At 58.3% G+C, this 17160-nt stretch carries 17 protein-coding genes and 1 pseudogene; 5 read left to right on the top strand and 13 right to left on the bottom strand.

Annotated elements, in window-relative coordinates:
• The first annotated feature begins 208 nt into the window (after nt 1–208).
• The 5 genes from K0A93_04405 (at nt 209) to K0A93_04385 (ending at nt 3650) form a co-directional block, all read left to right on the top strand.
• The gene (locus tag K0A93_04405) at nt 209–463 is read left to right on the top strand and encodes a hypothetical protein (protein ID MBW6511347.1); all 255 of its coding nucleotides are present in this window, start codon (nt 209–211) and stop codon (nt 461–463) included.
• A 13-nt stretch (nt 464–476) separates the two neighbouring features.
• A complete protein-coding gene (locus K0A93_04400) occupies nt 477–1598 on the top strand; it encodes a helix-turn-helix domain-containing protein (GenBank protein MBW6511346.1) in 1122 nt (373 codons plus the stop codon).
• Nucleotides 1599–1637: 39 nt separating this feature from the next.
• Nucleotides 1638–1787 (top strand): hypothetical protein, encoded by a 150-nt coding sequence (locus K0A93_04395; protein ID MBW6511345.1) that lies wholly within the window; start codon nt 1638–1640, stop codon nt 1785–1787.
• A gap of 325 nt (nt 1788–2112) precedes the next feature.
• The gene (locus K0A93_04390) at nt 2113–2715 is read left to right on the top strand and encodes a type IV toxin-antitoxin system AbiEi family antitoxin domain-containing protein (protein ID MBW6511344.1); all 603 of its coding nucleotides are present in this window, start codon (nt 2113–2115) and stop codon (nt 2713–2715) included.
• On the top strand, nt 2712–3650 hold the full coding sequence (locus K0A93_04385) for a nucleotidyl transferase AbiEii/AbiGii toxin family protein (protein ID MBW6511343.1): 939 nt from the start codon (nt 2712–2714) through the stop codon (nt 3648–3650). The genes K0A93_04390 and K0A93_04385 overlap by 4 nt, the downstream gene beginning before the upstream one ends.
• Nucleotides 3651–4030: 380 nt before the next feature.
• Here K0A93_04385 and K0A93_04380 read toward each other — a convergent pair whose 3' ends face one another.
• The 13 genes and pseudogenes from K0A93_04380 to K0A93_04320 form a co-directional block, all read right to left on the bottom strand.
• On the bottom strand, nt 4031–4177 hold the full coding sequence (locus tag K0A93_04380) for a hypothetical protein (protein ID MBW6511342.1): 147 nt from the start codon (nt 4175–4177) through the stop codon (nt 4031–4033).
• 19 nt (nt 4178–4196) lie between these two features.
• The gene (gene cobD / locus K0A93_04375; protein MBW6511341.1) at nt 4197–5273 is read right to left on the bottom strand and encodes a threonine-phosphate decarboxylase CobD; all 1077 of its coding nucleotides are present in this window, start codon (nt 5271–5273) and stop codon (nt 4197–4199) included.
• The gene (gene cbiB / locus K0A93_04370; protein MBW6511340.1) at nt 5261–6193 is read right to left on the bottom strand and encodes an adenosylcobinamide-phosphate synthase CbiB; all 933 of its coding nucleotides are present in this window, start codon (nt 6191–6193) and stop codon (nt 5261–5263) included. Before cbiB ends, cobD begins: the two co-directional genes overlap by 13 nt.
• Nucleotides 6190–8505: a cobyric acid synthase gene (locus tag K0A93_04365; protein MBW6511339.1), complete on the bottom strand. Its 2316-nt coding sequence runs from the start codon at nt 8503–8505 to the stop codon at nt 6190–6192. Before K0A93_04365 ends, cbiB begins: the two co-directional genes overlap by 4 nt.
• Before the next feature lie 182 nt (nt 8506–8687).
• Nucleotides 8688–9737, bottom strand: a complete 1050-nt coding sequence (locus tag K0A93_04360; protein ID MBW6511338.1) for a cobalt-precorrin 5A hydrolase — start codon at nt 9735–9737, stop codon at nt 8688–8690.
• Between the two features lie 57 nt (nt 9738–9794).
• Entirely contained in the window at nt 9795–10571 is a 777-nt protein-coding gene (gene cobM, locus K0A93_04355) for a precorrin-4 C(11)-methyltransferase (protein MBW6511337.1), read from the bottom strand.
• Nucleotides 10572–10590: 19 nt separating this feature from the next.
• Nucleotides 10591–11322, bottom strand: a complete 732-nt coding sequence (cobI, locus tag K0A93_04350) for a precorrin-2 C(20)-methyltransferase (GenBank protein MBW6511336.1) — start codon at nt 11320–11322, stop codon at nt 10591–10593.
• Nucleotides 11323–11548: 226 nt separating this feature from the next.
• Complete coding sequence (gene cbiE, locus K0A93_04345; protein MBW6511335.1) at nt 11549–12763, bottom strand: precorrin-6y C5,15-methyltransferase (decarboxylating) subunit CbiE; 1215 nt, start codon at nt 12761–12763, stop codon at nt 11549–11551.
• 4 nt (nt 12764–12767) lie between these two features.
• On the bottom strand, nt 12768–13919 hold the full coding sequence (cbiD, locus tag K0A93_04340; protein ID MBW6511334.1) for a cobalt-precorrin-5B (C(1))-methyltransferase CbiD: 1152 nt from the start codon (nt 13917–13919) through the stop codon (nt 12768–12770).
• Nucleotides 13916–14764 carry an ATP-binding cassette domain-containing protein gene (locus K0A93_04335; protein ID MBW6511333.1) on the bottom strand — a complete coding sequence of 283 codons (849 nt, stop codon included), beginning with the start codon at nt 14762–14764 and terminating at the stop codon, nt 13916–13918. The genes cbiD and K0A93_04335 overlap by 4 nt, the downstream gene beginning before the upstream one ends.
• Before the next feature lie 9 nt (nt 14765–14773).
• Nucleotides 14774–15514: a cobalt ECF transporter T component CbiQ gene (gene cbiQ / locus K0A93_04330; GenBank protein ID MBW6511332.1), complete on the bottom strand. Its 741-nt coding sequence runs from the start codon at nt 15512–15514 to the stop codon at nt 14774–14776.
• A gap of 7 nt (nt 15515–15521) precedes the next feature.
• Nucleotides 15522–16528, bottom strand: a pseudogene (locus K0A93_04325) (energy-coupling factor ABC transporter permease).
• Nucleotides 16525–17160, bottom strand: a complete 636-nt coding sequence (locus tag K0A93_04320) for a precorrin-8X methylmutase (protein MBW6511331.1) — start codon at nt 17158–17160, stop codon at nt 16525–16527. Before K0A93_04320 ends, K0A93_04325 begins: the two are co-directional and overlap by 4 nt.

The following is a 17160-nucleotide window of genomic DNA, read 5'->3' as shown; positions in this document are numbered from 1 at the left end:
TCAAGGAAGGGGGAAGTCTGCGGAATGAGATCGACTCTCAGGATTTAATCAGTCACCTTACTCTTTCGACAGTAGTCTTGATTATTATTAACATGACATGTTAACTTTTGTCTTGAGTCTATAGCCGATGCTGATATACTTCAGAACAAAGAAATTACAGAAACTATGCTCCGAACAGCGCGAGATGCAGAAGCAGCTGGGTCAGGCAATGACTCGCAAGCTTCAGCAACTGATGGCGGAATTGAGGGCAGCAGAAGCATTGCCGGATATTTCACACCTTCCTCCACCGCGATGCCATGAACTGACCGGGAATCGTGCCGATCAATTTTCGGTAGATCTGGAGCATCCCTATCGGCTGCTCTTCATCCCCGCTGACGATTCGACCCCCTACCGTAACAACGAAGGAATCGATCTGGCGCTGGTCAAAGAAATAGAAATCATTGATATCGAAGATACGCACTGAAACGAGGTGCACAATGAACAAAATGAAAGCAAAAAAGAAGTACTCGTTCGAACCTGATTACGCAGTAGCGCCTGGAGAAACACTCTCCGAGGTAATGACATCACTGGACATGAACCAGAAGGAACTCGCTCGGCGGCTTGAGCTGACCGAGCAGACCCTGATCCGTATTTTCAAGGGCGAGCAGCCGATCTCCTACACGACAGCCAATCGACTGGAATTGGTGACCAGGGTCCCGGCGCGATTCTGGAACAATCTTGAGGCGGAGTACCGGGAGCAACTTGCGAAGACAGAAGAACGGCAGCGTTTGGTAGACAGTATCAAATGGCTGAGAACGATTCCGGTCAAGGAGTTGATTGATCGCGGTTGCCTGGAATCTCAACCAGACAAGGTTTCTATGCTCCGGGAAGTCCTGAAATTCTACGGGGTCGGCACTGTCAAGGCGTGGTCCAAGGTCTGGGCCGTCCCTGCCGTTGCGGCACGCCGCTCGCCCTGTTTCGAAACTCGGCCAGGCGATGCTTCTGCCTGGATTCGGCAGGGGGAACTACAGGCCCATGACATTGAATGCCAACCCTTCGACAAAGCGCGGTTCAAGCTGGCCTTGCAGCATATCCGCGAGCTGACTCGCGAATCTGCGGAGGTTTTCGAGCCTGAGATGAAGCGACTGTGCGCGGAAGCCGGCGTTGCCGTTGCGCCGGTGCGCGAGATGAAAAAGGTGCCTTGGAGCGGAGCGACCAAGTGGCTGACACCAGACAAAGCGATGATCCTGCTGTGCCTGAGGGGGAAGGGGGAAGACAAGTTCTGGTTTTCTTTCTTCCACGAGGCCGGCCATGTGCTGCACGACAGCAAAAAGGATTTGCTGATCAATGACGGGAGCCATGACGATCCACGCGAAGAGCGAGCGAACCAATATGCTGCGGAGATCCTGATCCCGGCCAAATACAACGTGACCATCCCCACCCTGGGATCAAGGGCAGAAATTATCCAGCTCGCTACGGAACTCGGGATTGCTCCTGGAATCGTTGCCGGGCGTTACCAGCATCTTACGGGGAAGTGGAACTTTTTCAAGGACTTGATACGGCCACTGCAGTGGGCAGAAAACAATGAGGCGACTGATGAAAGCAAACCCTCTGTGTGAATTGCGTATCGTGCCCTGAATTTTCCATCTTATAACGAGGTGCATGATGAAAAATCAACTGCCAGCTTCGAAGACTACAAAATTCGCCGGGTTTACGATGAGAAAGCCGAAACCTGGTATTTTTCAGTCGTCGATATCATTCAGGCGCTGCTGCAAAACCACGATTTTCAAGCAGCGCGCAATTACTGAAAGGTTCTCAAGAACCGACTGAACAAAGAAGGAAACGAGTCGGTTACAAAATGTAACCGACTGAAGCTGGAGGCCGCCGACGAGAAGAAATATCTCACCGACGTTGCCAGCCCCGAGACCCTGCTGCGGCTGATCCGGACCGTTCCCTCGACCGTGCCAGAGAGTACTGGCAGCAACACGGTCGCAGCGAAAAGTGGATTCAGCAGCGGATGATGGGGCAGGAAACCCGCAACAAGCTGACCGATTACTGGAATAATGCTTGCCTGTTCCAAATACGAGGTATATATTTTTTAAGATCGACACTTTGTAACAAGAGACGGTGACCATGAATCTCACGGCACAGCAAAGACTCCTTGATCTATTCGGCAGGCAAAGCGTGGTCCGCTCCCGCGATCTTGAACAACATGAAATCCCTCGGGTTGAGATCAGCCGTCTGTGCAAGCGAGGTGTGGTTCAGCGCGTCGGGCGCGGGATCTATCGGCTGACAGATGCACAGGTAACAGAGCATCAGACCCTGGCCGAGGTTTGCAAAGCAATCCCTAACGGTGTGGTCTGCCTCCTTTCCGCACTTCGCTTTCACGATCTGACAACACAAGCACCATTCGAGATCTGGATGGCGATTGACGTCAAAGCTCATCTCCCCAAAACCACCCTGCCAATAAAATTTGTCAGATTTTCAGGACCTGCGCTCAGTGAGGGTGTAGAAACTCACCGGATTGATGGCGTGGAGATAAAAGTTTACTGCCTTGCGAAGACCGTCGCCGACTGTTTCAAATATCGTCATAAAATCGGGCTGGATGTTGCCCTGGAAGCACTTCGTGAAAGCCGGAAAAGTGGCCGGTGTACAATCGATGACCTCTGGCGTTACGCCAAGGTCTGCCGGGTGAGCAATGTCATGATGCCGTATATAGAGGTGATGGCCATATGACTCAAATTCGGGGAGCAAATATCGCAGCTTCGGTTCGTCGGCGATTGCTTGACCAGGCAAGATCAAAGCGGGTCGATTTCAATCTGCTGCTCACCCGTTACGGGCTGGAAAGGTTTCTCTATCGCCTGGGCCGCTCAGAATACCGGGAACGCTTTGTTCTGAAAGGTGCCATGCTTTTTCCGTTGTGGGGAGTTGTCAGTTACCGTTCGACACGGGACGTTGATCTGCTCGGTTATGGAGATAGTGAGATCGAAGCGCTGGTTACGGTATTTCGTTCAATCTGCCAAACAGATGTGGCCGAGGACGGGATCACTTTTGATACGGCCAGTGTCCAGGCTGAAGACATCAGGGACCAGATGGAATACGGCGGCACGAGGCTCAAACTCAATGCCGACCTTGCCGGTGCCCGCATTCATCTGCAAGTGGATATCGGTTTCGGCGACGTAATAACACCCTCAGCAGATTCTGCCGAATACCCGACGTTACTTGATCACCCTGCTCCGCATCTGCGGGTCTATCCTCGTGAAACGGTCATTGCTGAAAAATTCCAGGCAATGGTTCACCTGGGTATAGCCAACAGCCGCATGAAGGATTTTCATGATCTGTGGGTCCTCGGCAGTCAGTTCGATTTCGACGGCATGACGCTGGCGACGGCACTGGCGAGAACTTTTGAGCAGAGAAATACACCATTGCCGGTTGAACTGCCTCTGGCATTAACCCCGGAGTTCTTTGCTGACGTTCAGAAAATCAGGCAATGGAAAGCATTCCTCAATCGGGCTGATCTGACTGTAGAAGTGGAATTGGCAGAGGTTGCGACCTTTATTGCCGGTTTTGTTATGCCACCAATAGAAAAGAGCACGCACGGAGAAGAATTCAAAGGGTCATGGCTTGCTGGCGGACCTTGGCAGGAAGCCAAAAATAACAAACCGCTCTAAGTTGATCCAAGCAGGGGGCGGCATTGCGCACAAGGCGTGGCGGGAGCTGGAGGATCAGACCGGCAAGAGTGTCGTGACCGGGGAGAGTTTTTTGCCGCCGGGGGGCGAGGAGAAGTTGGTGGGGGAGTGAGGGCGCCAGATTTTTATTGAGGATAGTGACCCTGTGTGCCGTATGGAATTAATCGGTATTGTGCCCCCAGAATTCAGAATTTTCTTATCTTTCAGCTTCGTGAGTCTGTTCATTTGGCTGACTGTCATTCAAAATGCGTTGGATGGAACACGGATCAAATCGGAAGCTTCGGATCAAGCCTTAACCTTTAAAACCCTTTTGTCTTTAAATCTCAATCCGCCTTTTCCGCAGTTATCTGCGTCCTATTTTTTTAGATTTTCCCTGAGTTCTCTGTGCTCTCTGTGGTGTTGTCCACCTCCGGATCGATCATCTTCACCGATCCACCTTCCAGATAGAAGATGCCCCCGACAATCACCAGCAGCACCGGCAGCCATTTTTTTATGTTCCATTTATCCAATCGCTGCCCCCGCAGTCAGTCAAAGCTGATTCCGCAACGCCTTAACCAGTCGTCCATTGTCCTCCGGCGTTTTCACCGCCACGCGCACCATCCGTTCATCGAGGGGGTAAAAATTTCCGCAGTTGCGGATCAGGATCCCCTGGTCGCGCAGGCGGGCGGCAACGATGGACGCGGCGGGTGCAGCGGTGGGCAGCCGCACCAGCAGATAGTTGGCTGCTGACGGATAGACCGTCGCGCCCAGTGCCGTCAGCCCTTTTGCCAGGGCCTCCCGCCACTGCGGCATCATCGCCAGCGTGCGTAGCCGATAATCAGCGTCCCGCAAACAGGCCTTCGCCGCCGCCAGCGCCGGAGTCGACAGACTCCAGGGGGGCTGGGCGTCACGCAGGGTCGCGATCAGCTCTGGCGCGGCAAGGAGATAGCCGACCCGCAAGCCGGGGATGGCGTAAAATTTGGTCATCGAACGCAGCATCATCAGTTGCGGATATTTGGCGGCCTGAGCGACAAATGAGGCGTTCGGGGCAAAGTCGATAAACGCTTCGTCGAGCACCACCCGGACGCCCTCCGGCAGCAACACCAACAGCCGTCGGATCGTATCAAGATCAAGCAACGCGCCGCTCGGGTTGCCGGGATTCGCCAGCCACACAAGGTCAACATCGTCCGCCAACGCCGCCACGATCCGCTCTGGATCGCACTGGAAATCATCATCAGCCAAGAGCGGGATCGAATCGACCGGACAGTCGACCTGCGCCAAGGCTTTGGCATATTCACTGAACGCCGGGGTGACGAGCGCCGCCCGGCGCGGGCGCAGGACACGGGACAGCAGATAGATCAGTTCCGTCGAGCCGTTGCCGACCAGCAGCCGCTGCGCCGCCACCGCGTGAAAATCAGCCAGCGCCTCAATCAGCGAGGCCCCGTGCGCCTCGGGATAATGAATGCATTCGTCGAGCGCGGCCAGCGCCGCTGGTCGCACCCCCGCCGGCATTCCGAGAGGATTGATACTGGCGGAGAAATCGAGAACGTCCGCGAGCGGAATGCCCGATTCACGCGCCACCCGCAACGCCTCGCCACCGTGGGAGGGGAGAGTCAGATCAGCCATTGCACCACCATCCCTCCTGCCAACGCGTAGCTCGCGGCCAGGTAAAGCAGCTTGACCATGCCCCGATATGATGCCACTGTCACCGGTTGATCCGGGTCGCCAAGAGTGGCTTTGTCAACCTTCTTGCCGAAATAGTTCGCTGCGCCCCCGAGTTGAATCCCGAGGGCACCCGCTGCCGCTGCTTCGGGCCACCCGGCATTGGGGCTGGCGTGTTTGCGGGCATCACGCAGCAGACAGCGGAAACTTGCCCCGCCATTCAGACCGGCAGTCGCTGCCGCCACGACGATCAACATTCCCGTCAATCGCGCGGGAAGCCAGTTGGCCAGATCGTCGAGCCGCGCCGCACAGCGTCCGAACTCACGGTATTTTTCGTTCTTGTAACCGACCATCGAATCCATCGTGTTGATCGCTTTATAAAGGAGCGCCAGCACCGGGCCACCGAGAAAGAGATAGAAGAGTGGGGCGATGACGCCGTCCGAGGCATTTTCCGCCACGGTTTCGATACACGCCGTGAGGATTTGTTCCTCATTCAGTTGCGCGGTGTCACGCCCGACGATGTGAGAAAGAGCCGTACGCGCTGCCGCAAGATCACCGTGCTCAACACAGTCCACCACCGTGCGACTCTGGCGATGCAGTTCACGCAATGCCAACGTTGTATACGCCAACCACGCCGCTGCTATCCAGCCGAGCAGGGTTGAGAGCAGGCCAAGGAGGGTCAACCCAAGCCAGGCGAGGAGACCGGTGATGATCAATGTTCCGGTCACCAGCTGGACACCGCCCAAAGCGGGAGCCGAACCGGTGTTCAGCTTATTGTCGAAGAAAGCGATCAATTTGCCGATGCCGACCACCGGGTGTGGCATTTTGCGCGGGTCGCCACAGAGCAGATCAAGCCCGAAGGCGGTGGCGACCAACCAACTCATTTCTCTGGCTCCACATTGAGCAGGGAAAAGATTTTTTGCAGATCGAGATGTGTCGCGAGATGGTCGGCCCAGCGGTCAAGCTCGGCATCAACGGAGGTGCCGTTGGCACCGTCTCCCGCCGGGAGGATCACGTTTAGGTCGGCAGCGATCCGGGTTAACAGGTCACGGGTCAGCTCGGCGTTGTCGAACAGTCCGTGCAGATAACTCCCCCAGACCCGCCCGTCAGCACTGATCGCGCCCTCGTTGAGGGCCACGCGCTGCTGCGACCGCTCGCTGAGTTGCAGTAGCGGAGCGACACTCGCTGTCAGGAGGGTTTCCCCCATGTGGATTTCATAGCCGGTGATCTCGCCGCGCATGGTCAGTCCGGCGCGCCGGGCAGCGGGCAACAACTCGCCGCGCACCAGGTGGGTCTGTTTGTCGGGAAAGAGGGTCGTCGTCACGTCGAGCAGCCCCAGCCCTGCCACGCTGTCCAGGGCGGATTCCACGCCGTCGGGATCGGCGATGCTGTGACCGAGCATCTGATAGCCACCGCAGATCCCGATGACCCGCCCACCGGCGGCGTGATAGGCGCTGATGGCCGTTGCCATCCCGGTCTCCTGCAACCAGATCAGATCGGCCAGAGTGCTTTTGCTGCCGGGGAGAATAATCAGATCAAGGGCCGCGATTGCGCGCGGCTCGTCAAAATAACTCAGACCGACGCCGGGTGATTGCTCAAGGGGATCGAAATCGGTGTAGTTGGACAGGTGCGGCAACCGCACCACGCCGATCCGCACCAACGCCTCCGGAGCTGTCATGACTTTGCGCGTCAGCGCAACAGAATCCTCTTCCGGCAGCCGCAACTTCAGCCACGGAATGACGCCGAGGACCGGCACGCCGGTGCGGTCTTCAATCTCCCGTAGCCCCGATTCAAGCAGGGCGGGATCGCCACGGAACTTGTTAATGATCACTCCAGCAACAGCTGCTCGCTCTTCCTGCGTCAATAGTTCCAGCGTGCCGACAATGGCGGCGAAGACCCCGCCGCGATCGATGTCCGCAACCAGCAGTACCGGCGCGTCGGCGATTGCCGCCGCGCGCAGATTGGTGATGTCGGTCGCCTTGAGATTGATCTCGGCAATACTCCCGGCCCCTTCCATGATTACCAGGTCGTACTGCGTCGCCAACCGTTTGAACGACTCCCGCACTTTGACGAAGGCCTGATCCTTATAGGCATGATACTCAGTGACACTCATGTTGCCGATCGGTTTGCCATGGACGATGACCTGCGAGCCGGTCGCCGAATTCGGCTTCAGCAGCACCGGGTTCATGTCGGTATGCGGCGCGAGTCCACAGGCCGCTGCCTGCAACGCCTGCGCCCGGCCGATCTCTCCCCCTTCCGGGGTCACCGCCGAGTTAAGCGCCATGTTCTGCGCCTTGAACGGTGCGACCGACTTCCCTTGACGCTTTAGTAAGCGGCAGAGTCCCGCCACCACCAGACTCTTGCCGACATCGCTGCCGGTGCCACCGACAAAAAGGGTCTGCACCCGTTTTGTCGGAAGGGGGGCGGAGGCCTTATCGGTGCACAGATAACGTGCCGCATAGCCGCGCGGGGTAATCATCCGCCCGGTTGTATCGATAAAAGTCGCACTGTTACCGATCATCACCAGCGAAAACATGTTGATCTCTTCGTCCGTGAAGGTCGCCAGAGTGCTGAGGGTGACACTCTCGCCAACCCGACAGGCATTGCGCACGATCCCGACCGGAGTATCCGGGGAACGATGCCGCAACAGAATGTCGCGCCCCTCTTCGATCTGGGTGACGCGGGATTTGCTGCGCGGATTGTAGAGGGCAATGACAAAATCGGCGCGTCCGGCGGCATCGAGTCGACGTCTGATCAACGGCCAGGGGGTGAGCAGGTCGGAGAGGGAGATCACCGCAAAATCGTGCATCAGCGGTGCACCCAAGCGGGACGCCGCCGCCTGCACCGCCGAAACGCCGGGGATCATTTCAACCGCGACCGCTTCGAGCGCACGGCCCGGTTCGTTCACCAGTTCGAGAACCAGCCCCGCCATGCCGTAAATCCCGGCATCCCCCGATGACACCAGAGCCACAATCTTTCCGGTCGCGGCAATCTCCAGCGCCTGCCGACAGCGGTCAACCTCTTTCATCATCCCCGAGGAGATGACCTCTTTCCCGACCAAAAGCGGCGCGATCAGGTCAAGGTAGGTCTGGTAGCCGACGATCACCGCAGCCTCTTCCAGCGCCGCGTTGCAGGCCGGGGTCATATGTTGCAAATCGCCGGGACCGAGACCGACGACGTATAATTTTCCACTCATATTTATAGCAAGACTTTCTTTTTCAACGCGCGGTTCTAAAATCACTCACCACCCGTTCACTTTGTTCACTGGAGAACACGAAGGGCACGGAGATAAACATACATGGTTATGTGGTTTTCTTCGTGCTCTTCGTGCTCTTCGTGCTCTTCGTGCTCTTCGTGCTCTTCGTGGTGAAATCGAATTCAGGGTTTCTCGGCAACCGCCACCGTCACATTGCCATTCTTCCGTTTACGCAGAATGATCCGGCCCCCCGCTCCGGCGGACAGCAGCGCCGCCGGTTCGCAGACCCCTTTGGCACCGACCGCCGCAAGCACATAGTCAGAGGGAACCGTCGGTACGTCAACCGCATTGAGGGCAGCGGCGGAATGAAATTCCAGTCGCAACTGCCACTGCCGGGCGAAGTCGAGAAGCCCGGGTTCGTCGTCTTTGGCGTCGATAGTGGCGAGGGCGGCGACGCTGTCCAGTGACAACCGCGCCCGTTGCAACTCCTCGTCGACCGCCGCCGCGATCTCGACACGCGACGTATGGCGATTACAGCCGATGCCGACGATCAGATCACGCGGACGCAGCAGCAGATTGTTTCCCTGTTCTTTTTGCGACAGCAGCCGGTGCGTAACCACAACCCTGGCGACGCCGGGAAACGCATCGGCGGCCATAAAGGTGTCACACCAGGTAATTCCCGGCAGATCAAGGTAGCGCTCAGCGATTCGCCGCCGGGGATCGACCAGGACGATCGGCTCCCCGCGCAGCAACCTCCCGTTGAGTTCCCGGATCTGTTCCAATGGTTCGACAACCATCCCGGTCAGACGGGCGATCTCGTCCCAGGCGGGAAGGTTGTTGACATCGGTCGCGGTGGTAATCACCGCCTGTCCGTCCAGCAGCCCGGCGATTTCTTCCGCCAGCGCGTTGGCGCCCCCCAGATGGCCGGAAAGAAGACTGATCGCAAACTGCCCCTTTTCATCGCACACCACCACCGCCGGATCGAGCGCCTTGCCGCGCAGCTGCGGCGCCAGCACCCGCACTACGATCCCGGTGGCCATGATGCAGATCAGCCCGGCATATTCGGTGAACAGTCGTGGCAGCAGGTGTGCCACGGGTTCGGCAAAATATCGGCTGCTATCATCCTCCCGGAAACGTTCGGGGAGGTAAAGATCCGCGTCAGTTAACCCGGAAGAGAGGCGACGGGCGAGCATGGCACCGCCGTCGGTGATGGCGACAATCGCGAGTTTCATTTTTTCCTTTTAAAGAAATCTCACCACGGAGGGCACGAAGATCACGGAGAAAATCATCTACTTCTTCTCTCGATAGCCGTGGCTAAAGCCAGCATCGTACAGTTTCGATTTGACCGGCACGCCCCCTTTTCGTGCCCTTAATGTTTCTCCCACGATGATCAAGGCCTGTTTCTTGATCCCGGCGGCAGTCACTTTTCCCGCAATATCGGCCAGTGTTCCCTCGACCATTTGTTCGTCCGCCCAGCTTGCCTTACTAACGACCGCAACCGGCGTCTGCTCAGTATAAACACCTCCAGCGAGAAGCTCTGTAACGACTTTTTCCATCATCCCAACGGAGAGATAAAGGCAAAGAGTGCCGCCGATCGCCGCGAGTTTTTCCAGCTTTTCATTCTCCGGCACCGGGGTGCGCCCTTCGCGGCGCGAAAGGATCACCGTCTGCGACACCTCCGGCAGGGTCAGTTCCTGACGCAGGCTGGCCGCAGCGGCAAACGCCGCAGTGACGCCGGGGATCACCCGACAGGGAATCTTTTCCTGTTCCAGTACCTCGAGCTGCTCCTGAATCGCGCCGTAGATCGCCGGGTCACCGGTATGCAGGCGCACCACCATCTTCCCTGCCCTGACCGCCGGAATCATGATGGCGAGGACTTCATCGAGGGTCAGTGGCGCGCTGTCGTAGGCCTGCGCGCCGGGTTTCAGTTCAGCCAGATGCGCGGTGCTGACCAGTGAACCGGCGTAAACGACGATATCGGCGGACTGGAGGGCTTTCAGCCCTTTAACGGTGATAAGTTCGGGATCGCCGGGACCGGCGCCGACGAAAATGATTTCTGCGGGCATCGATATAACCTTACGGCTGCTATTTTTTGACAATAATCAGTGACAAATAGTCGAGGTCGTCATCACGCACCTGGTCGAGATCGGTCACCACCGTTTCGTCCGGCAAACCGACCCGTTTCAGATAGACCGCCCTGGCGAGCAGATCGAGTTCCCGCAGCAGCTCACGCACCTGATCGAAGACCCGAAAGACCTTCATCAACACCACGGTGTCGAAATCGGCCAGGGCGCGGCGCAGACGCTCATCTTCAAAAGTCGCCGGGAGGATCGCGATGCGCTCATCGGCGAGGCCGAGGGGCAGATCGGCGCGGGCCGCGGCGGCATGGATCGACGACACCCCGGAGACGACTTCGACCGGGGTGGCGGGGAACTCTTCGCGCAGATAATGGTAGACATAAAGAAAGGTGCTGTAGAGGAACGGGTCGCCAAGGGTGACGAAAGCGACGGTGCGTCCGGCGGCGACATGCGCGGCCATCATCCGTGCCGAGGCGCGGCGGATTTCCGCCAAACCGTCGCGGTCACGACGCATTGGGAAGACCTGTTCGACAATCTCCTGGCGGGCGGGATCGACCAGACCGGCGACAATCGCGCGCGCGATCGAGCCGTCCCCCTTGTCGCCGACCGGGGTGATCACGACATCGGCTTCGCCAAGGAGGCGGGCACCTTTCAGCGTCACCAGTTCCGGGTCGCCGGGACCGACGCCAACGGCGATGACGCGTGGACCGGTTGTTGTCCGGTTACTGTTTAAGCTCATATATAACCCTTTTCACCACCAGGACACGAAGTTCACGAAGGAAAAGATTTAAAACAGGATCTCTTCTCAACGATCCTCATCGTGCTCTCCGTGAACTTTGCGGTGAATAATAATGTATAAATCAATCCATTTCACCACGGAGGACACGGAGGAAAAGATTTAAAACGGTATCTTTTCTTAAAGGTTCTCTTCGTGCTTCGTGAACTTCGTGGTGAATACAAAATGTTTAAATCTTCTCGGCCACAATGACGTAAACGGGATTGAACGCTTCGAACAGCTTATAGTCGGTCAGCGGCTTGGTGCGGGCGATATTGACTGCTGTGACTTCGACGTTGTAACCGGCATTTTCAAAATACTCGTTGGCGGCGGTCAGGGTGTCGAGGGTCACCGCGTTGACGACCACGCGCCCGTCGGACGACAGGCGTCCGTCGACCGCTTCCAGGATTTCCCACAGGTTGCCGCCGGAGCCGCCGATAAAGACCCGGTCGGGATCGGGGAGGTCATCAAAGCAGTAGGGTGCGTCCCCTTCGATGAGGGTGACGTTACGGCTGTTGAACTTTTTCAGGTTCTCCTTGAGAAAGGCGATATACTCGGTGTTGCGCTCAATCGCCATCACCGTACCGTTGACGAGCAGGTTGTCTGCCTCAATACTGACCGAACCGGAACCGGCACCGACATCCCACAGCACCATGTCGTGACGCAGACGTAATTTGGCCAGGGTAATCGCCCGTACTTCCTCTTTGGTGATCAGTTTTTTGTGGGTGATAAATTCATCGTCGCTGATTCCCAGCGCACTATGCGATGCTTCCCCTTCGGCGTCGTATTCCTTGATCAGAATCAGCACGTTGAGCGGCGCGGCCTGGATATCGAGCAGCCCCTTGACATCGGTGGCGACAATCCGTTCGTCGTCGCGCCCCAGATTTTCACACAGCCAGGCGGCGTACCCGTCGCGTCCCCGGTCGATCAGTTCGGCGGCAATCACCGCCGGGGTGTGGAGCTCATCGGTCAGCACCGCTGCCTTGTCATTGGCGACGATCCGGTCGACCGCCTCTTTCAGTCCGCGCCCGTGCGCAGAAATAAAAACCGCGTCATCCCACGGTTCCTTGATCGCAGCAAAGGCGTACTGAATCGACGAGACGTTGGAGATGAATTCGAGTCGCTCTGCCGACAGGTTGCGCAGCAGGTAGCGACCGATGCCGAAGAAGAGCGGATCGCCCGAGGCGATCACCACCGCGGCCTTGGCGGTCGTTTTCAGCACCTCGGCAACCTCACCGAGATTGCTGCCGATTGCCAGCTTCTCCCCGCTGAAGTCGGGGAAAAGCGCCAGCTGCCGTTCTCCGGCAACCATCAGTTCGGCTTGCGCGATGATTTCTAACGCCCGTTGACTGAAACCTTCCTGCCCTTCGACGCCGCCGCCGATTACATGAATTGTTCGTCCCATCGTCTCACCCGTTTCGTTGCGGGGGCAGTTCCCCGAAGGTTCCTGCCACCTGTTTATCGTAATCAACCAGAATTATTCCTGTTGCCAGATTCTCGCTCCAGTCCCGCAGCTGCGTCAGCGCCCGCTGCGCGGTCGCAGCCACCAGTCGGTGGTCGGGACCAAACGTCTGAAAGAGCTCGCGGGCGGTATTGGCCGTGCGGATGAAAGCGTGGTCCTCGCCACCGACCCAGCCTGCCATCTCCGCCAGATCGAGCCGTGAGGAATCGACATGGGTCTGCGGATGACCACAGGCGATCTTGACCAGTTTGGCGAACTGCGCTGCCAGCACGATTTTTTTGAACCCCTTGCGCCGGGCCGCCTGTACCGCATAGCGCACGTGATCACCCATCATCACGTAGGCTTCTTCCTTGAAATTGAGGAAGCCTTGGGCAGCAGCTTCGCTGCTGCGTCCGGTAGCAAAAACCGGACAGTCGCAGCCGACGGCGGCGGCCACCGCGAGCGCCACATCAAGGGTATCGGTCCAGGCCTGGTGCGACAGCGGATGTACGATCCCGGTGGTACCCAGGAGCGACAGCCCGCCGACGATGCCGAGGCGCGCGTTCAGCGTCTTTTTTGCCCGCTCCTCACCGTCCGGAATCGACAGTGTAACCTGAATCGGGCGATTCGCAAAGACCGATTGAATGGCGGCGGTAATCATCTGGCGCGGCACCGGATTAATCGCCCAGTCACCGACCGGGACCGCCAGTCCCGGCTTGGTGATGTGCCCAATCCCGGTCCCGCCGATAATACAAATCCCCCCTGACCCCCCTTTGCTAAAGGGGAGAATGTTATTGCCACCCTCTGCACTATCTGGTTCTTCTTCGCCCCCACCCTTGAAAAAGGGGGGCTGGGGGGGATTTAAAACCACTTCGGCATGAACCTCGACGCCGTTGGTGATATCGGGGTCGTCCCCGGCGTCCTTGATCACCAAGCAATGCGCCGTTCCGTCAGCAAACGTCTGTCCGTGTAACGTAAATGTCGCCGTTTCACCCGCAGGCAGCTCCAACGTCACCTCATCGAGCGAGCGTTGCTCGCGCAACATGCGCGCCGCACCCAGCGCGGCGGCGGCGGCGCAGGCACCGGTGGTGTAGCCGCTACGGAGACGGCGCGCCATCAGACCCGCGCGATCACGTCCTCAACCGACAGCAGGCGCAGAATTTCACGCCGCGCTTCACCGACGGTGAGGGGGATATGGTGCAGATTAACCTGATCGCGGGTCTTGAGAATATTCATCAGCTCCGCTACCAGCGGCAGATGCAGCTTCGCTTTCTTGAGCGCTTCGGCGTCGCCGAACACGTCACGAGGAGTACCGCAACGCAATAATTTGCCTTTGCTGAGGATGGCAATTTTGCTCATAAAGAGCGGCACCAGATCGACGACATGGGTCGCCATGATCATGGTGATCCCCTCCCGGTGATTGAGTTCTTCGAGCAGATGCATCAACGCATGCACCCCCATCGGATCGAGTCCGGCGGTCGGTTCATCGAGAATCATGACACTCGGCTGCATCGCCAGAATCCCCGCGATACAGACGCGTTTTTTCTGCCCGTGGGACAAAGCGTGGATCGATTTTTCGGCCAGCTTGATGATCCCGACCTGGTGCAGGGCGGCGCTGACCCGCCGGCCGACTTCGGCTTCCGTCAGCCCCAGGTTGGCCGGGCCAAAAGCGACATCCTCGGCGACGGTGGCGGCAAAGAGTTGATCGTTCGGATCCTGAAAAACGATCCCGATGCGACTGAAGATTTCGCGGTCCTCGACCTGGGTCACCGGTTTTCCGCCAAACAGAACCCGTCCCGCCGTTGGTTGCAACAGACCGTTGAGATGCTTGATCAGGGTGGTCTTGCCACTGCCGTTCGATCCGAGGATAGCGAGGAAGTCTCCCCGTTCGATCTCCAGATCGATCCCGTTCAACGCCAGCGTACCGTCGTTATAGGTATGCTGTAATGCTTCAATCTTCAGCATCAGTTGGTGTCATCCGATCAGATAAAGGCCACCGAGCATCGCCACCCCGACCCCCAGTGCCCGCCAGTTGCCGCGCGAAATTCCGCTTTCGGGCGGGGCCAACAGCGCACCCCGGTAACCGCGACAGAGCATCGCTTCAAAACTGCGCTCGGCCCGGTCGTAGGTACGTAACAGCAGCATCCCGCCGAGCATCGAGGATGACCGCAGTCCGCTGCGAAAGGTGCTGTACCCGGCGCGCGCGCGCTGGGCAGTGCGAATCCGCTCTCCTTCTTCAAGTAGCAGGAAAATATAACGATACATGATCAGCGTCAGTTCGACCAGTACTGACGGACACCGAAAGGATCGGGCCGCGCGCATCAACTCCGGCAGCGGGGTGGTCAGGACAAAAAAGAGGATCACGGCCATGCCGCCGAGAATCCGGGACGCCAGCGCCAAACCACTCCACAGCGCATCGGCGTGGATCGCCATACCGGAGAAGACGACCCGGTCACCACTTTTGATCCAGAACAGCTGGGTGATGAACGCCACGCTGGCCAGCAGCAGCGGAATCGCCAGCCGCCGCCAGAACTGCTTTTGGCGAACCCCGGCGAACAGCGTCAACAGCCAGGCGAGCAGTGCCAATCCGCACGAAACCCGCCAGCTCGCGGCGGCCAGGTTGACCGTCAGCGCACCGGCGACCAGGATCACCTTGATCCGCCCGTCAAGGGCGGTGAGCGCGGAATGCTGGCTGATGTCGATCAAAGGGTGCATGGAAGGGTCAATCCTCCCCGTCTTTAAGGCAGAGGTCCTGTTTGACGATGAAGACTTTATGCCAGTAATACCCCATAATGAAGCCGCCGATCCCTCCCGCCAGGGCAAAGACAAAGAGGAGCAGATCCCCCTGATCGGTATTGAGGTATGGCTCGCGGGCGGTGCGCCCGAGCTGCGCCGCGAATTTTTCCACCACCGCTTCATCAACCCCCGGCCACTTGCTTTCTGCGGCGTCGGCGGGCAGGGTCAAAAACACCAAAAACAGTGCCAGCAGGAATCGTTTCATCTCTCCTCCGCAGTGATAATCTTCAATTTGCGTAGAATGTCAGGGCGGTGTTTGCGGACATAAACCAGCATCCCGCCAATGACCACTCCTTCGAGGATCGAGATCGGCACCTGAGTCGGCATGAAGGCAAGGTAAATCTGTCCGAGCACCGTCAGGAGCGGGGTGTCGCCATGCAGTGCCAGCGCCATCTCGGTCGCGGTTCCCAGATAGGTTAACAGATCGGAGGCGACCCCGGCGGCAAACCCTGACCAGAAGAGGTTGCCCCGGCACAGGCGGGCCAGTTTGAACGCGGCCAGACCGCTGAACGAACCGACAACGCCCATCGAAAAAGTATTCCCGCCAAGGGTGGTCAGCCCCCCGTGGGCCAGAAACAACGCCTGAAGAAGGAGAGAGATGAAGGCCACCACCACGCTCGCCGGACCACCGAGCAGAATCGCGCTCAGACCGGTTCCCGCTGGATGGGCGGTACTCCCCGCCACCGGTACTGGCAGCGGAAAACAACTGAAGACGAAAACCGCCGCCCCGAAGATGCCAACCAGTGAAATGTAGCCGGGATCGATAGCGCGGCGCTGGCTGATTCGCCACCCCCCCCAGACGACGAAAGGGGCCGCGACCACAAACCAGAGAATCGCCCACCCGCCTGGCAAAATTCCCTCACTGATATGCATCGCGGCAGCCGGTAGCGGGAAAAACCCGAGCATCAACGCGAGCAAAACGAGCGGTTTCATGCGGACTCCGCGTGGGCGAGAATGGTCAGGGCGTTGAAGATTGCGGCAGCAATCGCCGAACCACCCTTGCGCCCGCGACAGACGATGTAAGGCAGATCACTGGCGAAGAGCGCCTCCTTCGATTCCGCCGCGCCGACAAAACCGACCGGGCAGCCGACCACCAGCGCCGGAGTCACCCTGCCGGCCTGGGCCAGGGCGAGCAGTTCATAGAGGGCGGTCGGCGCATTGCCGATCAGGAAGATGGTGCACCCTGCCGCAACGCCCTTGCGCAGGGCGACGATCGAACGGGTAATCCCGGCTTCTTTTGCCTCCCCGGCAACATCGGCATCGGCGACATGACAGCTGGCGCTGCCACCAAATGCGTGCAGGCGCGGCTTGCTGACCCCGGCGACGACCATATTGGTATCACACAGGATTTTGGCTCCGGCGCGGATCGCGGTCAGAGCCGAATCAAGCACGCCGGGGGCAAAGACAGTATTGGCGATAAATTCAAAATCGGCGGTGGTATGCACGATCCGTCGCACCACCGGCCATTCCTGTGCCGAAAAGGGATGTGCGCCCGCTTCCGCATCGATAAGTTCAAAACTGCGGCTTTCAATCGCTTGCGGGTCAAGCATAATGGCGTCGTTCAT

The organism is Desulfuromonadaceae bacterium (genome assembly GCA_019429445.1).
Taxonomy (GTDB): Bacteria; Desulfobacterota; Desulfuromonadia; order Desulfuromonadales; family JAHYIW01; genus JAHYIW01.
The sequence above is the reverse complement of the archived record's forward strand: the minus strand, read 5'-3'. Positions and strand labels throughout refer to the sequence as shown.

Coding starts and splice junctions, on each gene's coding strand:
- K0A93_04405 (MBW6511347.1), top strand. CDS start 209: ATGACTCGCAAGCTTCAGCAACTGATGGCGGAATTGAGGGCAGCAGAA.
- K0A93_04400 (MBW6511346.1), top strand. CDS start 477: ATGAACAAAATGAAAGCAAAAAAGAAGTACTCGTTCGAACCTGATTAC.
- K0A93_04390 (MBW6511344.1), top strand. CDS start 2,113: ATGAATCTCACGGCACAGCAAAGACTCCTTGATCTATTCGGCAGGCAA.
- K0A93_04385 (MBW6511343.1), top strand. CDS start 2,712: ATGACTCAAATTCGGGGAGCAAATATCGCAGCTTCGGTTCGTCGGCGA.
- cobD (MBW6511341.1), bottom strand. CDS start 5,273: ATGGCTGATCTGACTCTCCCCTCCCACGGTGGCGAGGCGTTGCGGGTG.
- cbiB (MBW6511340.1), bottom strand. CDS start 6,193: ATGAGTTGGTTGGTCGCCACCGCCTTCGGGCTTGATCTGCTCTGTGGC.
- K0A93_04365 (MBW6511339.1), bottom strand. CDS start 8,505: ATGAGTGGAAAATTATACGTCGTCGGTCTCGGTCCCGGCGATTTGCAA.
- K0A93_04360 (MBW6511338.1), bottom strand. CDS start 9,737: ATGAAACTCGCGATTGTCGCCATCACCGACGGCGGTGCCATGCTCGCC.
- cobM (MBW6511337.1), bottom strand. CDS start 10,571: ATGCCCGCAGAAATCATTTTCGTCGGCGCCGGTCCCGGCGATCCCGAA.
- cobI (MBW6511336.1), bottom strand. CDS start 11,322: ATGAGCTTAAACAGTAACCGGACAACAACCGGTCCACGCGTCATCGCC.
- cbiE (MBW6511335.1), bottom strand. CDS start 12,763: ATGGGACGAACAATTCATGTAATCGGCGGCGGCGTCGAAGGGCAGGAA.
- K0A93_04335 (MBW6511333.1), bottom strand. CDS start 14,764: ATGCTGAAGATTGAAGCATTACAGCATACCTATAACGACGGTACGCTG.
- cbiQ (MBW6511332.1), bottom strand. CDS start 15,514: ATGCACCCTTTGATCGACATCAGCCAGCATTCCGCGCTCACCGCCCTT.
- K0A93_04320 (MBW6511331.1), bottom strand. CDS start 17,160: ATGAACGACGCCATTATGCTTGACCCGCAAGCGATTGAAAGCCGCAGT.